Origin of the sequence: Fructilactobacillus lindneri DSM 20690 = JCM 11027, from assembly GCF_002907375.1 — a bacterium.
GTDB lineage: Bacteria > Bacillota > Bacilli > Lactobacillales > Lactobacillaceae > Fructilactobacillus > Fructilactobacillus lindneri.
Genome location: NZ_MIYK01000001.1, coordinates 459,782 through 477,054, shown reverse-complemented (window position 1 = coordinate 477,054; position 17,273 = coordinate 459,782). Strand labels below are relative to the sequence as shown.

Below are 17,273 nucleotides of genomic sequence, written 5' to 3'. Positions count from 1 at the left end.
TAGAATATTTTACGTAGTTATTCAACTATTTATTTTTTGTTAAATATGATAGTATAGAGTAGTTATGAGTGTGTTCCCGATAGGCTTCACATACTTTGTGAAGGTGCCTTGTAACCAAAAATATTAGGGGGAATGAAGATGTCTGAAAAACATTTATTTACTTCTGAATCAGTTTCAGAAGGACATCCTGATAAGATTGCTGACCATATTAGTGACGCAATTTTAGATGCGATGTTAAAGGAAGATCCAAATGCAAGAGTTGCTTGTGAAACTTCAGTAACGACTGGTTTAGTACTAGTTTTTGGAGAAATTTCAACCACGGCTGATATTAATATTAGAGAAATTGTTCGTAATGTGATTAGAAAAGTAGGATATGATAATCCTGCCTATGGTTTTGACGCTGACAACGTCGCTGTCTTGGTTTCAATCGATGAACAATCTCCAGATATTGCTCAAGGAGTTGATGAATCAGAAGAAACCAGAAGTGGTGCAAATGATCCATTAGATCAAATCGGAGCCGGTGATCAGGGAATTATGTTTGGTTATGCAATTGATGAAACACCTGAACTAATGCCATTGCCAATTTCTTTAGCACATCATTTGATGCAAAAAATTGCTAACCTGCGCAAAGATGGAACTATTTCATACCTTAGACCCGATGCTAAAGCTGAAGTTACCGTAGAATATGATGAAAATAATAAACCATTGCGAGTAGATACAGTTGTATTGAGTACGCAGCATGATCCAGACGTTTCGCAGGAACAAATTAAGCAAGATGTGATTGAAAAGGTTATTAAGACAACTATTCCGGATAAGTATTTAGATGATAAGACTAAATATTTGATTAATCCAACTGGAAAATTTGTTATTGGCGGTCCTAATGGTGACGCTGGATTGACCGGACGTAAAATTATTGTTGATACATATGGCGGTGCTGCCCATCATGGTGGAGGAGCATTTTCTGGTAAAGATGCTACTAAGGTTGATCGTTCTGCAAGTTATGCTGCTCGCTATATTGCTAAGAATATCGTAGCTGCAGGATTAGCGCATCGACTTGAAATCCAATTGGCATATGCAATTGGGGTTGCCGAACCGGTATCAATTGAAGTAAATACGTTTGGAACATCAAAATATTCCGATGAGACTTTAATTAAAGTAATTAGAAAGACTTTTGATCTACGTCCAGCTGGAATTATTAAAATGCTTGACTTAAAACGACCAATATATGAACAAACTTCAACATATGGCCATTTTGGAAGAACGGATGTTAATCTACCTTGGGAAAAAACAGACAAAGTTGAGACATTAAAGGAAAATGTTAAATAAAAGACGACCTTATTAGGTCGCTTTTTTAGTCTGAATGGTTAGGGGATAATTGAATGACGAAAAAAAGGAAAACAAACGTGCAGGTTGTGACATTTGCCTTATTTATTGCCACTTTTATGAGTGCAGTAGAAGGAACAATTGTTTCAACGGCTATGCCAACTATTGTTGGTGATCTTCATGGAGTTTCTTTAATGAATTGGGTATTTTCCATTTTTTTGTTAACGAATGCAATTGCTACTCCAATTTATGGTAAATTGGCAGACCAATTAGGTCGAAAAAAAGTGTTTATTTTTGGTGTTTTGGTATTTACCATTGGTTCTATGTTTTCTGGATTATCCGATAGTATGGGAATTCTAATTATTTGGCGAGCTGTACAGGGGATAGGAGCAGGAGTGATTATGCCCGTTTCTTTTACAATTGTCGCTGATATGTATTCATTTGAAAAACGAGCAGGAATAGTTGGTTTGTTAGGATCAGCTTGGGGGATTGCTTCAATCGTTGCTCCATTATTGGGAGGATTTATTGTAGACAACCTTTCCTGGCACTGGATTTTCTTTGTAAATGTTCCAATTGGATTATTGACCATTTTTTTGATTAGTGTTTTTTTGGTTGAGCCTAAACAAAAACGCACTGGAAAAATTGACTATGGCGGTGTAATCTTAATTGCTATTTTTTTATTATCTGTAATGTATATGTTTCAGATCATGGGTGAGAGTTCACTTAATTTATGGTTAATTAGTTTGTGTTTAATCACGGCAATTATAACTGGAATTTTGTTTGTTAAACAAGAACAAAAAACAAACGATCCCATTATTCCAATGGATATGTTTAAAAATCGAACTTTTATAACACAGAATTTAATTGCTGCTTTAATTAGTGGTTTCATTTTTGGATATGAAGTTTATCTACCTGATTGGACTCAAGGAATTTTAGGCTTGAAAGCTACAATGGCTGGCTTTGCTATTACCCCTAGTTCAGTTTTATGGATGTTAGGCTCATTTTTGACTGGTAAATTAATTGTTAAATATCGACCTCAAACAATTACTAATGCTAGTTTGATTTTGATTGCAATTGGTGCTGTTATATTAACAATCCTACCAATTTCAACACCGTTTTTTGCTTTCTTTATTATTTCAGGAATTATGGGAATTGGGTTTGGGATTTGTATTACAGTATCTTCAGTTACAGTCCAAAATGAAGTTTCAAAAGATCGGATTGGAGTTGCTTCATCGTTTAACACCCTAAGTCGAACTTTAGGTCAAACTTTAATGATTTCAGTTTTTGGAATCGTGATGAATAGCACAATGGCAGGTGGAGTTTCAAAACACCATGGAACTAGCATGAGATTAATGGATCAGTTAATTAATCCCCAAACTGCTGTTGGAATCAATAAACATTTATTACCAGTTCTTAGAAACATTTTGTATACTGCAATTCACCATGTTTTTGAAGTAGCATTGTTACTTGTTATTGCAGCATTTGTAGTCAATTATTTTGATAAGCCCAAAGATAAACTTTAGCGTTTTTGAATAGCCAGTAAAATTGGGGGCTCATGAATTTGATTAATGAATTGATATTGTAAAACATTGTATTCGGATTGATTAATGTTTTTCACAAAATCAATCACCTGTTCTTTTTCTTGTTTTCCACCAGGATGTCCATAGTATATTACAATTACAATCAAACCATTTTTTTGTAGTAGTTTCATACTACTTTGAATGGCAGCAATGGTAGTTTGACCTTTAGTAATAACCGAATGGTCTCCAGTTGGAAGATAACCAAGATTGAAAATGGCTGCTGCAATGGGTTTAGCAACATATTTTTCAATATTTTCATGACCATCATGAATTACATTGGTTTGCAAACCGCAATTATTTTTGTTAATTAAATTTTGTGTTGTTTTAACTGCATCATTTTGGATATCAAAACTATAAACATGTCCTTTTTTACCAACTAAATTAGCAAGAAATAAAGTATCATTTCCTTTGCCTGCGGTTGCATCAATCACGGTATCATTTGGCTGGATGATTTCTTCTAATAAAAAATGACTAAAATTTAATGCTGATTTTAATTTCATAGCGAACTACCTTTCATAATAACCACATTATTTAACAAAGCTATTATACCAGTAAAAGCGCTTGTTATTTTTTCAAAAGTTTGATAAAGTTACTTCTAATGAAATATATAAATTGTAGAGACGAATTAGTAGATATTACACTGTTTAACAGAGACTAAGTGGCTGGTGTAAACTTGGAAACAGATGATTTTGAACTTCTCGTTGAATTTTAACAGAATTTAGTATGTTAAACGTTTTCCGCGTTAAGGATCATTGAGAGTCTCTTTATTAAAGAGAAATTTAGGTGGTACCGCGGAACTTCGTCCTATAGAATTATGTAATTTTATGGGATTTTTTTATTGATTACGTTAAGGGGTGGAAAGTTATGGCTTATAATCATGAAAAAGTAGAACAAAAATGGCAAAAATATTGGGAAGAAAACAAGACTTTTCGAACTAGTGATAAACAAGAAAAAGAAAAGTATTATGTATTAGATATGTTCCCTTATCCTTCTGGTCAAGGGTTACACGTTGGACATCCTGAAGGATATACAGCAACTGATATTATGGCTCGGTTTAAACGGATGCAAAATAAAAACGTACTTCACCCAATTGGATGGGATGCCTTTGGGCTTCCGGCTGAACAATATGCCATGAAAACTGGTCACAATCCTAGAGAATTTACACAAGAAAATATTGCTAATTTCAAACGTCAAATCAAATCACTTGGTTTCTCATACGATTGGGACCGTGAAGTAAATACCACAGATCCTAAATACTATAAATGGACCCAGTGGATTTTTGAGCAGTTATATAAGAAAGGTTTGGCTTACGAAGACGAGATTGAGGTAAACTGGGCTCCTGACTTGATGGGTGGAACAGTTGTCGCTAACGAAGAAGTTGTGAATGGTAAAACAGAACGGGGAGGTTACCCTGTTTATCGGAAACCTATGAAACAGTGGGTTCTAAAAATCACTGCATATGCTGATCGTTTGTTAGATGATTTGGACGATTTGGATTGGCCTGAAAGTATTAAACAGATGCAACGTAATTGGATTGGGCGCTCAGTCGGCGCAAGTGTTAAATTTAAGGTTGCTGAAAATGATAATCAAGAGATTGAGGTTTTCTCAACTAGAGCAGATACTTTATTTGGTGCTTCATACTTGGTACTGGCTCCTGAAAATCCAATTGTTGATCAAATTATGACCGAAGAACAAAAAGAAGCGGTTGAAAAATATCGTGCTAAGATTGCTTCTAAATCAGATTTGGAAAGAACAGATTTAAACAAAGATAAATCTGGAGTTTTCACAGGTGCTTATGCAATTAACCCAGTAAATGGCAAACAAATTCCAATTTGGATTGGTGATTACGTTCTTTCTTCTTATGGAACAGGTGCGATTATGGCAGTTCCAGCCCATGACCAACGAGATTATGAATTTGCTAAAAAATTTGATTTGCCAATTATTCCTGTAATTAAGGGTGGGGATATTAGCAAAGAAGCATATACTGGCGATGGTGTTCATATTAATTCTGGGTTTCTTGATGGACTTGGTAAACAAGACGCAATTGATACCATTATTAAATGGCTTCAAAATCATCATGCGGGCGATAAAAAAGTTAATTATAAATTGCGAGATTGGATTTTTTCTCGCCAACGTTATTGGGGAGAACCAATTCCTGTTATTAACTGGGATGATGGAACTAAATCATTAGTTCCAGAAAAAGATCTACCACTTAGATTACCTAAAACTGATAATTTAAAGCCCTCTGGAACTGGTGAGAGTCCATTGGCTAATTTGGATGATTGGGTAAATGTAACCGATAAAAATGGACGTCACGGAAAAAGAGAAACCAATACGATGCCTCAATGGGCAGGTAGTTCTTGGTATTATTTGCGTTACATTGACCCAGATAATGATAAAATGATTGCTGATCCTAAAAAATTAGACTATTGGCTTCCAATTGATTTGTATGTTGGTGGAGCCGAGCATGCTGTTTTGCATCTGCTTTACGCACGTTTCTGGCATAAATTCTTATATGATCTGGGCGTGGTTCCCACAAAAGAACCATTTAAGCAATTAGTTAATCAAGGAATGATTTTAGGTACTAACCATGAAAAAATGTCAAAATCAAAAGGGAATGTAGTTAATCCTGATGATATTGTTAATGAATATGGTGCTGATACACTTCGTCTGTATGAGATGTTTATGGGTCCATTGACTGAGTCAAAACCATGGAGTACTGATGGAATTGTTGGAGCTAATCGTTGGATTAAACGTGTTTGGCGGATGTTTTTAAATGATGATGATACTTTGAGTGATCTGATTGTTGCAGATAATGATGGGGCACTTGATAAAATTTATAACCAAACCGTAAAAAAAGTTACTAATGATATTGAAAATATGCGGTTTAATACGGCTATTTCTCAAATGATGGTATTTGTTAATGAAGTTTATAAAGTTCAAAAACTACCTAAAAAGTATGCTGAAGGATTTATTAAACTATTGTCACCAATTACCCCTCATATTGGAGAAGAGATTTGGCAAAAATTAGGACATGAACATCCAATTGATTATACTGAATGGCCTAAGTATGATGAAAACAAACTACAAGACACTAGTTTTGAAGTAGCAGTTCAAGTTAACGGTAAAGTGCGGGCTCATTTAACGGTTGGTGTTGATGCATCAAAAGAAGATGTTCAGACTCTGGCACTTGAAAATGAAACTGTAAAAGATAATTTGCAAGATAAGACAGTTAAAAAAGTAATTGTAGTTCCAAATAAATTGGTTAATATTGTTGCTAAGTAGATATGTTTTATGAATTTTGAGGTGAAAGTAGGTTAGATTTTTGGATAACAATTTTGAAGATAATGAAATTGAAGAAGAAACCGAGTTTGCAGATTCTGAAAGAGCTAAGGGCCAAATGCTAAAAGGTTCTGCCTGGATGACGGTTGGAAGTATTTTATCTCGGATTCTTGGCGCTTTATACATTATTCCTTGGCGTTTGATTTTCGGAGTATCATTATTTCCGATAGCTAATTCGCTTTATACTCAAGGATATAATATTTATAGTTTCGTTCTAATTGTTGCAATTGCAGGTATTCCATCCGCCATTGCTAAACAAGTTGCTCATTATAATGCGCTAAATGAATATGGAGTTGGGGTCAAATTATATAAACGTGGTTTAGTTCTAGCAATCGCAATGGGAATTCTTAGTGCTTTGATCCTTTGGTTTGCAGCTCCATTTTTAACTAATGGTGATGATAATGTTATTCCTGTGATTCATTCATTGTCATTAGCCGTTTTGATTATTCCGACGATGAGTTTAACGAGAGGTTATTTTCAAGGCTATCAAGATATGTCACCTTCAGCCATTTCACAATTTGTTGAACAACTAGCACGAGTTGTATATATGTTTGTCTCGGCATTTGTGATTTTGGATATTATGCATGGTAATTGGGTTACTGCAGTTTCTCAATCAACGTTTGCTGCTTGTGTGGGAGCAATTTTTGGTTTCTTAATTTTAGGTTGGTATTATTGGCGACGTCGTTCATACTATCGTGGCTTAGTTGCAAATAGTAATAATAAATTAAATGTGCCAACTAACCAATTGTATAAAGAGATTATTAGTCAAGCGACTCCATTTGTAATTTTAGGTGCTGGAGTAACTATTTTTTCCTTAATTGACCAGTTTACTTTTTTTAATATTATGCGAATAGCTACTAATTTTTCTGAAAGTACATTACAAGTTAATTATGCAATCTTTGCTGGGAACGCTAACAAATTGACTATGATTGTAGTTTCCTTGGCTTCTTCTTTAGCGATTGCAGTTGTTCCTTTACTTTCAGAAGCATATACTAAGAAAAATAAAAAAGGGATGCGTGATCAATTTTCAAATACACTAATATTATTTGAATTTATTATGATTCCGGCTGCTTTAGGAATGGCCGCCATTGCTGGTCCTTTAAACCGTACTTTTTATGGAACATCAAACATGGATTTCAGTAGTAATATATTGGCATTTTCTGCCATTGAATCAATTCCAATTGGACTATTTGTAGTTGTTTCAGCTGTTATGCAAGGTGTTTCCCAAAATAAAAAAGCAGTTAAGTATTTTGTGATTGGTGTTATTGTTAAATTAATTACTCAATTTCCATTGGTTTATGCTTTTGGTTCATTTGGAACTTTAATTTCAACTATGGCTGGATTCATTGTTGCCAACGAATTAATCATTCATTCTTTAAAAAAATCTTTTGGAATTGAAGAAGAGAAAATTGGTAATTTTACGGCTAAGATTTTATTTTATTCACTAGTTATGTATTTTGTAGCATTAGTCGCGGTTTACGGGCTGAATTTCTTACTTGGTTTCATTGTTAATCCATTTAGTTCAATCATGAGCTTGATTGTAACTGTACTTGCCGCTTCAATAGGTGGTTTTGTTTATATGTATTTATCACTAAGAAGTCGAATAGCCGATGAAGTTTTAGGTAAACGAGTACAAAAAATTAGAGATTTATTGCATATTAGTTAAAGTTATAATAAAAAGAGTTGAAACCAATTGGTTTCAACTCTTTTTAAGCTTCATTATCTTTCATAAATTTGGGTAAAAATTCTGAAATCTGATGTGGTAATACAACATATTGTTTTTTTGCTAAAATATCAGCAATTGCACTATGAGTATAAACAGCCGCTAAAACTGCATTTTCTGTATCTTTAAATTGTGCAACGAATCCACCAATGATTCCTGCTAATGTATCTCCCATTCCACCAGTTGCTTGGGCAGGGGTACCAGTAGTATTTTGATATACCCCATTTTTAGTATAAATTTGAGTTCGATGAGATTTGACTATTACAATTGAATTTTTAAATAATTTTTTATAGGCAATCAAATTATTTTTTTCTGTTTGATCTTTAATTTTAATACCAGATAAACGTTGCCATTCCATTTGATGTGGTGTGAAAATTAATTTTGCTTTTGGAAGTTGTAGCTGATATTTTGCAATTAAATCAATTGCAGAACCATCAATAATTAAAATTTGATTTGGTTTCACAGTTTTAAGAACTGTTTTTAGAATCGTCAAACCATTTTCATCTGTTCCTAATCCGGTACCAATTGTAATTACATCCATGTTCTCAAGCAATTTAATCATTTCAGTAGTATTTTTATAATCAGCAAACATGGCTTCCGGAAGCCAGGAATGCAAACTTGATTGATTATTTTTGTCAGTTAGTGTAGTTGTTAATCCAGCACCTGAATATACTGAACCTAATGAGCTCATGATGATTGCACCGCCAAAGTTTTGGTTTCCGCCAACTAGAGCAATTTTTCCATATGTTCCTTTAAAACTATTATTTGATCTGACCTTAATTGTTTCTTTTAAAATTGATTGTTCGATTTCTTTCATTATTCGTCACCTCGAGGTCATTATATCATGCTCTGAAATTCATTTATGCTAAAATTGATGTATTGAAAGGATGAGATTAATGATTGATTGGAAAAATGAAGCAAAAAAATATGAAAAAGATTATTTAGCAGATTTAAAAGATTTAGTAGCAATTGACAGTTCTAGAGATATTGAACATAGCACTGACGATTTTCCTTTAGGTCCAGGGCCTGCTAAAGCTTTAGAAAAGTTTTTGGCAATTGCTAAAAGAGATGGTTTTGTAACTAAAAATATTGATAATATTGTGGGTTATATTGAATTTGGGACTGGTGATAAATATTTTGCAATGTTAGGTCATGCAGATACAGTTCCTGCTGGAAAAGGTTGGGATACTAATCCATTTCAAATGACCATTGAAGATGGAAATGTAGTTGGCAGAGGGACTTCTGATGATAAAGGTCCAGCATTGGCCGCTTATTATGGGTTAAAAATGTTAAAAGACAATAATATCGTTCCTAATTTGAAAATTAGATTAATCATTGGAACTGATGAAGAAACCAATTGGACCGGTATGAAACGTTATTTTGAAGTAGAGCCAGCGCCTGAACTTGGATTTTCACCAGATGCTGAATTTCCTTTGATAAATGGTGAAAAAGGGAATGTAACTTTTGAAACTGAATTTAAGGGTCAAGAGCTACCCGGGAAAAACACTTTAATATCATTTAATTCTGGTATCAAAGAAAACATGGTACCTCGTGATGCTGAGGCAATTATTGATACTAAAAACGGCAAACAAATTGCTTCTGATTTTGAAAAATTTCTGTTAAGCGTCCCAGTAACTGGAACTTACGAAATTAATGGTCAACAACTTAAGTTAGAAATGGTTGGTAAAGCTGCTCATGGGATGGAACCTAAAAATGGAATTAATGCCGGAACTTATCTTGCATCATTTTTGCATCAATATGAATTAGATGAAAGTGGAGAAAATTTTATTGGTTTCATTGCTGATAAGTTGCAAGATGATTCTAGAGCAAATAAACTTGGGTTAAAATATACTGATGATATTATGGGTGATTTAACTATGAATGTTGGTATTATGAGATATGATGTTCAAGATGGTGGAATGGTAAATACTAATTTTAGATATCCTAAAGGTGTTACAGTCGAAAAAATCCAGCAACAGTTACAAGATAATACTGCTTATTATGGTGGCAGGGTTGAATTAATTGATGATATGGTTCCCAATTTTGTTAGTCCAACAGATCCCTTAGTTACAACATTAATGAACATTTATAAATCACAAACTGATCAACAAGCAGCCGAACCAGAAGTTGTTGGTGGAGGAACATATGCAAGAATGATGAAGCATGGAGTTGCATTTGGAGCATTATTTCCTGGAGCAGAAGATACTATGCATCAGGCTAATGAGTTTCAATCAATTAATGATTTATTATTGGCAATGTCGATCTATGGTCAATCTATTTTTGAATTAACAAAATAAATTTTTGTTGACAGCTTTTTTAAATAGTTATATATTAATTTCAAATAAGAAATAAACAGTTAAATAAAATAAACGGAAAAGTTGAGTATAAATTGGAATGTCTTAGAGAGTCTCAATATGGTGAAAAGAGATGGCTGGAAGATTTAGAAGATGGGCTTGGAGTTTTTATTAGTGAAGATTGAGCTAATAACGGATTTGTAGCCGTTACTACTGCAAGGTTATATATTTATTTGTGTAACTTACTGAGATTAATTTAGTGATAAATTAATGAATTTAGGTGGTAACGCGGAAACATCCGTCCTTTTATAAAGGGCGGGTGTTTTTTTATAGAACGAAAGCAGGTAAAATTATGAGGATTAAAAAGAAATATGTAATTGGAATTGGATTATTAGTTATTTTAATTTTTTTAGGTTATTTAAGCTTTGGCAAACAAGCAGCTCAAAATAAAAATACGATTACAGTCGGAATTATGGCTGGATCAAAATCAGAACAAGAAATTTGGGACTCAGTTGCTCAAACTGCTAAAAAAAGATATGGCCTTCGAGTTAAATTTCAAAGATTTACTGACTATAGTCAGCCAAATGCTGCATTATCTAGTAATAATATTGATGTAAATGCATTTCAAAATTATCCTTTCCTAGATATCTGGAATCAAAAAAATCATACTAACATTGTTTCAGTTGGTGATACAATCATTGAACCAATGAGAATTTATTCCTATAAAAATCAAAGCATTGCTAAAATTCCTAATGGAGCAACCATTACGGTTCCTAACGATGCTAATAATGAGTCACGAGCTTTATTTTTATTACAAAGTGCTGGGTTGATTAAAATTAAACCACATACAAGTTTAGCAACCACTAAAGATATTATTAAAAATGATAAAAATTTAAAGATTAAAGAAGTTGATGCTAGTCAAACTGCACGATCGTTAAATGACGTAGGAGCAGCAATTGTCAACGGTAATTACGCTCAAACTGTTAATTTGAATCCTAAAAAAGCAATTTTTACCGAACCTTTAAAAAAGGACTCTCATAAATGGATTAATTTTATTGCAGCAAATAAAGAAAATCGTAATGACAAGAATGTCAAAGAGTTGGTAAAAGCATATCAATCACCTGAAACCGCCAAAGTAATCAAACGAGTATCAGGGGTAAATCAGCTTCCAGCTTGGGACTTGAAACTTAAATAGAGGAGGAAATATTTTGGAAAAAACTAAAAAGATAAAAATTTTACAAGATTTAGTTCGAATTAAATCTATTAATGGTAATGAACTTGCAATTGCTAAATATTTTTCCAATTTATTACAAGAGTATGGAATAAAAAGTAAAATTATACCTTTAAATGATAATGATCAAAGAGCTAATTTGATTGTTGAAATTGGTAAAAATAATAATCGAGTTCTTGGATTTACCGGGCATGCAGATACTGTAGCAGTTGTAAATGAGAATGATTGGTATTTTCCACCGTTTTCTGGAACAATTGAAGGTAATCGTTTATATGGACGCGGGGCAGCTGATATGAAAAGTGGTTTAGCTGCTGAAATTATTTCCTTAATCGAACTAGTTGAAACTAATCAAGTGCCTGATGGTAAAGTCAGAATGATTATGACAGTTGGAGAAGAATTTGGTGCACCTGGTGCTTATCAGATCCCAGAAGAGTTAATTAAAGATTTAGATGCTTTGGTAGTTGGTGAGGCAACTGATGGAAATATTACTTATGCACATTCTGGTAGTTTGAATTATCGAATAAAAAGTAGTGGTAAATCAGTTCACAGTTCTACACCAGCATTAGGCTTAAATGCAATTCAGGGATTAGTGACCTTCATCAATACTGAAAAAAATATATTTAATAATGTTGCTAAAGATACTGTTTTAGGTAATGTTCAACATAGTATAACGGTCATTGAAGGTGGCAATCAAATTAATACTATTCCAGCAGAGGCTTCTTTACTTGGAAATGTGCGCCCAACACCTAGTTTTAATAATAAACAGGTAATAGCATTATTGAAGCAACAAATCGCTAAGATTAATAAGCAAACAGATTATCAATTAAAATTTGAACTTTTACACAATTTTTATTCAATTTATACTTCTCAAAGTGATAATTTTATTCAAAGTGCTTTCGCTATTTCTAATGCTGTTTATCAGAATCGAGATATTAAATTAATTGTTGATAATGGAGCTAGTGATGCTAGTGTATTTGTACAAACTAATCCTCAAATGCCTGTGCTTTTACTAGGTCCAGATAAAGAAGGATCATCCCATCAAATAAACGAGCATACTACAATTAGTAGTTATTTAGGTACAATTGAAATTTATAAAAACTTGATTTTGAATTATTTTTCTAAAACAAATTAACTAGTTTTCTGGGATTTTTATAAACTTATTTGATGATTCTTGACATTTTTACTTTGCTTCCTTATTATTAAGAATAGATTAAGCAAAAGCGTACTTTAAATCAATCCTGAGAGATTGACAAGCTTTATAATATGTAAAATATGTGAACTTTATTGTTAATTAACATATTTAAAAATTTACATTTTCAATTAATCGTTTCCAGTGAGGAACCAATTGAGTTAATAAACACATAATCAATTTGGCTACTTACTAGAAACTTTAGTAAGTAGCTTTTATTTTGTTTAAAAATAATTTTGATGGTTAAGATCATTTTTATAATATAAAAAAGGGGTAAATAATGAAGAAAAGATATTTGTTATTAGAAGATGGGAAAATATATACTGGCGAAGCTTTTGGTGGAGACCAAGAATGTATCGGTGAACTTGTATTTAATACTGGAATGTCTGGCTATCAACAATCAATCACAGATCAATCATATAATAATGAGATCTTAATGTTTACTTATCCCCTCATTGGTAATTATGGAATTAACCGAGATAATTTAGAATCGACCAAGCCTACTTGTAAAGGAGTAGTAGTAAGTGAAGTTGCTCGCAGAACCGCCAATTGGCGAATGACAATGTCACTTCCAGAATATTTAGCTCAACAAAATATTCCTGGAATTAGTGGAATAGATACTCGTGCCATTACAAAACATATTCGCGAACATGGGGCTATGAAAGCAGCTATTTTAAATGAAATTAAGTCTGATAGTTTAGAAACATTGAATAAAACAAAATTAGATCCAGAAGTAATTAAAGAAAGTGCAACTAATAATGCTTATACAGCTCCATCAGTTGGCAACCGCGTTGTTGTAATTGATTTTGGATTAAAATACTCTATTTTACGTGAATTATCAAAACGAAATTGTGATGTCGTAGTTTTACCCCCAACTACTACTTTACAAGATGTAAAAGAGGTTGATCCAGATGGAGTAATGCTTACAAATGGTCCTGGTGATCCAATGAACATTTCAGATTCAACATTGAAAATGATTCGCGAAGTTGAACAGGAATATCCCATTTTTGGAATTTGTATGGGCCATCAATTATTTGCACTCGCCAATGGTGCAACTACCACAAAAATGAAATTTGGTCACCGCGGGTTTAATCATCCAGTTCGTAATCTTGAAACTGGACGAATTGATTTTACTTCTCAAAATCATGGTTATACAGTGAACCGTGATTCTGTAGCATCTACAAGGCTGGAAGTAAGTATGGAAGAAATTAATGATCATACGGTTGAAGGCCTAAAGTATCCAGGTAAGCCTGCATTTTCAGTTCAATTTCATCCAGATGCAGCTCCCGGTCCTCATGACGCTGATTATTTGTTTGATGATTTTATGAAATTAATGAATGAAAATAAAACAAAACATTCTCGAAAGGTGATTGAATAATGCCAAAACGGACAGATGTAAAAAAAATTATGGTGATTGGTTCTGGACCCATTATTGTTGGTCAAGCAGCTGAATTTGATTATTCTGGTACTCAAGCTTGTTTGTCTTTAAGAGAGCTAGGTTATGAAGTTGTTTTAGTTAACTCAAATCCAGCTACCATCATGACTGATAAAGAAGTGGCGGATGAAGTTTATATTGAACCATTAACACTACCATTTGTATCTCAAGTGTTAAGAAAAGAACGTCCAGATGCAATTCTCCCTACCTTAGGGGGACAACAAGGCCTAAATATGGCTAAAGAATTATCAGATTCAGGCATTTTAGATGAATTAAATATCAAATTATTAGGAACCGACTTAAAAGCTATTAATAAAGCTGAAGATCGAGAAGAATTTCGTCAATTGATGCGTGATTTAAAACAACCAGTTCCTGAATCTGCGATTGCAAATACTGTTGATCAAGCAGTTGCCTTTGCTAGTAAACATGGTTATCCAGTAATTGTTAGACCTGCATTTACAATGGGGGGAACTGGAGGAGGAATTGCTGATAATGAAAAGGAATTACGTAAAATTGCTGATAATGGTTTATCTTTATCCCCAGTTACTCAAGTCTTAATTGAACAAAGTATTGCGGGGTTAAAAGAAATTGAGTTTGAAGTAATGCGAGATGCTAACGACAATGCCATGGTAGTATGTAATATGGAGAATTTTGATCCAGTTGGTATTCATACTGGTGATTCAATTGTTTTTGCACCAATTCAAACATTATCAGATGATGAGATTCAAATGCTTCGAGATGCAGCATTAAAAATTATTCGTGCTTTAAAAATTGAAGGTGGTTGTAATGTACAACTTGCTTTAGATCCTAATAGTAATAAATATTATGTTATTGAAGTTAATCCCCGTGTTAGTCGTTCTAGTGCCCTTGCTTCTAAAGCAACTGGATATCCAATTGCTCGAATTGCTGCTAAAATTGCAGTTGGGCTAAATTTAGATGAGATTATGAATCCAGTTACTGAAACTACCTATGCAGAATTCGAACCCGCATTAGATTATGTAGTTTGTAAAATACCACGCTGGCCGTTTGATAAATTTGTAAATGCTGATCGTACATTAGGCACACAAATGAAAGCGACTGGAGAAGTGATGGCAATTGACCGAAATGTTGAGGGATCACTTTTAAAAGCAGTTCGATCTTTGGATATTGATATATCTGATTTAGACGATCCTGAACTTGCTGATTTAAGTAAAGATGAGCTTGAAGATGGAATAGTCAAAGCCCAAGATGATCGACTATTTTATTTGTATGAAGCAATTAAGCGTGGTTATAGCATTGATAAGCTGGCTGAAATGACTAACATTCATATTTTCTTTCTAGATAAATTAATGCATATTTATGAAATTGTTCAATCTTTAAAGAATTCGCCTAAAGATGTTGATATTTGGAAAATTGTCAAACGAAATGGTTTTTCGGATGCGACAATTGGTAAGTTTTGGGATATGTCGATTATTGAAGTCAGAGATCTTCGTAAAAATCACGGGATAATTCCAGTATATAAAATGGTTGACACCTGTGCTGGAGAATTTGAATCAGCAACTCCATATTTTTACAGTACTTACGAAAATGAGAATGAAAGTGAAAAATCTGATAAACCTTCTGTTCTAGTGTTAGGATCAGGACCAATTAGAATTGGACAAGGGGTAGAATTCGATTACGCAACGGTTCATTCAGTTGAGGCAATTAAAAAAGCTGGATATGAAGCCATTATTATGAACAATAATCCAGAAACGGTTTCTACGGATGCCTCAATTTCTGATAAGTTATATTTTGAACCACTGACAGTTGAAGAAGTAATGAATGTCATTGATTTGGAAAAGCCTAAAGGAGTGGTAGTTCAATTTGGTGGACAAACTGCAATTAACCTAGCAGAACCGCTTGATGAGCAAGGAGTAAAAGTTTTAGGTACGAGTGTGGATGATGTTAATCGAGCAGAAGACCGGGATGAATTTGATAAAGTTATTAAATCGTTAAAAATACCACAACCAACTGGTGGAACTGCTAGTGATGTTGAAACTGCATTGAAAATTGCTGATAAAATTGGTTATCCCGTCGTAGTCCGTCCTAGTTATGTTTTAGGTGGTCGTGCCATGGAGATTGTTAACAAACAATCTGAAATGGAAAATTATATGAAAAATGCTGTAAAAGTTTCAAATGATCATCCAGTTTTGATTGACCAATATCTTAATGGAAAAGAATGTGAAGTTGATGCAATTTGCGATGGCAAAGATGTTTTAATTCCGGGGATTATGGAACATATTGAGCGTGCTGGGGTGCATTCTGGTGATTCAATGGCTGTTTATCCCGCTCAAACTTTTTCACAACAGGTGAAAGATCAAATTGTTGAATATACCAAAAAGTTAGCATTAGATTTGAATTGTGTTGGCTTGATGAATATTCAATTTGTAGTACACAATAATCAAGTTTATGTGATTGAAGTTAACCCTCGTGCTAGTCGAACAGTTCCATTTTTGAGTAAAGTTACTGGAATTCCAATGGCACAAGTTGCTACTAGAGTTATTCTAGGACAATCATTAAAAAGTCAAGGTTATCAAACAGGATTAGCTAAAGAAAGCAAATTAATTCACGTTAAAGCACCTGTTTTTTCATTTTCAAAACTTAATGATGTTGATAGTTTGTTAGGTCCTGAAATGAAATCAACTGGAGAAGTGATGGGATCTGATATAACTTTATCAAAAGCATTGTACAAAGCTTTTGAAGCTGCAAAATTGCATGTTCCAAATCATGGACGTGTATTATTTACAGTTAAGGATAACGATAAAGCAGAAGCTAGTAAATTGGCGAAACGTTTTTGGGAGATTGGATATCAAGTTCTAGCAACTGATGGAACTGCGCAAGCCTTTAAAAAGGAAGTTATCCCGGTAACTACAGTAGGTAAGTTAGGTGAAAAAGATGACTTATTACAACAAATGATGGATAAAAAAATTCAAATGGTGGTTAACACGATTTCAAGTGAACATGATAGTGCTGACGATGGAACTAAAATTAGAAGTGCGTCAATTTCTCATGAAGTTCCTTTATTTACTGCTTTAGATACAGTGGAAGCAATCTTACAAGTTTTAGAGTCACAATCTTTTACTACACAAAGTTTATAAAATCATTTTAATTAAAATAAACACCTAATCGGCATTAATA

11 protein-coding genes, 1 riboswitch and 1 other annotated feature are annotated in these 17,273 nt (G+C 33.5%); of the genes, 9 read left to right on the top strand and 2 right to left on the bottom strand.

What is annotated here, in order from left to right:
- Positions 1 to 57 precede the first annotated feature (57 nt).
- Positions 58 to 141, top strand: a riboswitch (SMK box riboswitch).
- Together metK and BHU33_RS02465 are read left to right on the top strand one after the other, a co-directional pair.
- The gene (gene metK, locus BHU33_RS02470; RefSeq protein WP_054646961.1) at positions 139 to 1,326 is read left to right on the top strand and encodes a methionine adenosyltransferase; all 1,188 of its coding nucleotides are present in this window, start codon (positions 139 to 141) and stop codon (positions 1,324 to 1,326) included. Its footprint overlaps the riboswitch before it by 3 nt.
- A 53-nt stretch (positions 1,327 to 1,379) precedes the next feature.
- On the top strand, positions 1,380 to 2,846 hold the full coding sequence (locus BHU33_RS02465) for an MDR family MFS transporter (protein WP_056997526.1): 1,467 nt from the start codon (positions 1,380 to 1,382) through the stop codon (positions 2,844 to 2,846).
- On the opposite strand, the gene BHU33_RS02460 is transcribed toward BHU33_RS02465, so the two are convergent.
- Entirely contained in the window at positions 2,843 to 3,403 is a 561-nt protein-coding gene (locus tag BHU33_RS02460; RefSeq protein ID WP_054646962.1) for a tRNA (mnm(5)s(2)U34)-methyltransferase, read from the bottom strand. The two genes, BHU33_RS02465 and BHU33_RS02460, sit on opposite strands and share 4 nt — an antisense overlap.
- Positions 3,404 to 3,509: 106 nt before the next feature.
- Positions 3,510 to 3,713 (top strand) — a binding site (T-box leader).
- A gap of 54 nt (positions 3,714 to 3,767) precedes the next feature.
- Between BHU33_RS02460 and leuS the strand changes: the two genes are divergently transcribed.
- On the top strand, positions 3,768 to 6,188 hold the full coding sequence (leuS, locus tag BHU33_RS02455; RefSeq protein WP_065866209.1) for a leucine--tRNA ligase: 2,421 nt from the start codon (positions 3,768 to 3,770) through the stop codon (positions 6,186 to 6,188).
- Positions 6,189 to 6,303: 115 nt separating this feature from the next.
- Entirely contained in the window at positions 6,304 to 7,911 is a 1,608-nt protein-coding gene (locus BHU33_RS02450; RefSeq protein WP_054646357.1) for a putative polysaccharide biosynthesis protein, read from the top strand.
- Between the two features lie 43 nt (positions 7,912 to 7,954).
- Here BHU33_RS02450 and BHU33_RS02445 read toward each other — a convergent pair whose 3' ends face one another.
- Positions 7,955 to 8,785: an NAD(P)H-hydrate dehydratase gene (locus BHU33_RS02445; RefSeq protein ID WP_180993511.1), complete on the bottom strand. Its 831-nt coding sequence runs from the start codon at positions 8,783 to 8,785 to the stop codon at positions 7,955 to 7,957.
- A 70-nt stretch (positions 8,786 to 8,855) separates the two neighbouring features.
- On the opposite strand from BHU33_RS02445, the gene pepV reads away from it, so the two are divergent.
- The 5 genes from pepV (at position 8,856) to carB (ending at position 17,233) form a co-directional block, all read left to right on the top strand.
- Positions 8,856 to 10,265, top strand: coding sequence for a dipeptidase PepV (gene pepV / locus BHU33_RS02440; RefSeq protein WP_054646095.1), 1,410 nt, complete (start codon positions 8,856 to 8,858; stop codon positions 10,263 to 10,265).
- A 349-nt stretch (positions 10,266 to 10,614) separates the two neighbouring features.
- Complete coding sequence (locus BHU33_RS02435; RefSeq protein ID WP_054646096.1) at positions 10,615 to 11,457, top strand: MetQ/NlpA family ABC transporter substrate-binding protein; 843 nt, start codon at positions 10,615 to 10,617, stop codon at positions 11,455 to 11,457.
- A gap of 13 nt (positions 11,458 to 11,470) precedes the next feature.
- Complete coding sequence (locus BHU33_RS02430; RefSeq protein ID WP_054646097.1) at positions 11,471 to 12,625, top strand: ArgE/DapE family deacylase; 1,155 nt, start codon at positions 11,471 to 11,473, stop codon at positions 12,623 to 12,625.
- A gap of 337 nt (positions 12,626 to 12,962) precedes the next feature.
- Positions 12,963 to 14,060, top strand: coding sequence for a carbamoyl phosphate synthase small subunit (locus tag BHU33_RS02425; protein WP_054646098.1), 1,098 nt, complete (start codon positions 12,963 to 12,965; stop codon positions 14,058 to 14,060).
- On the top strand, positions 14,060 to 17,233 hold the full coding sequence (carB, locus tag BHU33_RS02420; RefSeq protein ID WP_056997589.1) for a carbamoyl-phosphate synthase large subunit: 3,174 nt from the start codon (positions 14,060 to 14,062) through the stop codon (positions 17,231 to 17,233). The genes BHU33_RS02425 and carB overlap by 1 nt, the downstream gene beginning before the upstream one ends.
- Positions 17,234 to 17,273: the final 40 nt, after the last annotated feature.

Coding starts and splice junctions, on each gene's coding strand:
- BHU33_RS02435 (WP_054646096.1), top strand. CDS start 10,615: ATGAGGATTAAAAAGAAATATGTAATTGGAATTGGATTATTAGTTATT.
- leuS (WP_065866209.1), top strand. CDS start 3,768: ATGGCTTATAATCATGAAAAAGTAGAACAAAAATGGCAAAAATATTGG.
- metK (WP_054646961.1), top strand. CDS start 139: ATGTCTGAAAAACATTTATTTACTTCTGAATCAGTTTCAGAAGGACAT.
- BHU33_RS02465 (WP_056997526.1), top strand. CDS start 1,380: ATGACGAAAAAAAGGAAAACAAACGTGCAGGTTGTGACATTTGCCTTA.
- BHU33_RS02450 (WP_054646357.1), top strand. CDS start 6,304: ATGCTAAAAGGTTCTGCCTGGATGACGGTTGGAAGTATTTTATCTCGG.
- BHU33_RS02460 (WP_054646962.1), bottom strand. CDS start 3,403: ATGAAATTAAAATCAGCATTAAATTTTAGTCATTTTTTATTAGAAGAA.
- BHU33_RS02425 (WP_054646098.1), top strand. CDS start 12,963: ATGAAGAAAAGATATTTGTTATTAGAAGATGGGAAAATATATACTGGC.
- BHU33_RS02445 (WP_180993511.1), bottom strand. CDS start 8,785: ATGAAAGAAATCGAACAATCAATTTTAAAAGAAACAATTAAGGTCAGA.
- pepV (WP_054646095.1), top strand. CDS start 8,856: ATGAGATTAATGATTGATTGGAAAAATGAAGCAAAAAAATATGAAAAA.
- carB (WP_056997589.1), top strand. CDS start 14,060: ATGCCAAAACGGACAGATGTAAAAAAAATTATGGTGATTGGTTCTGGA.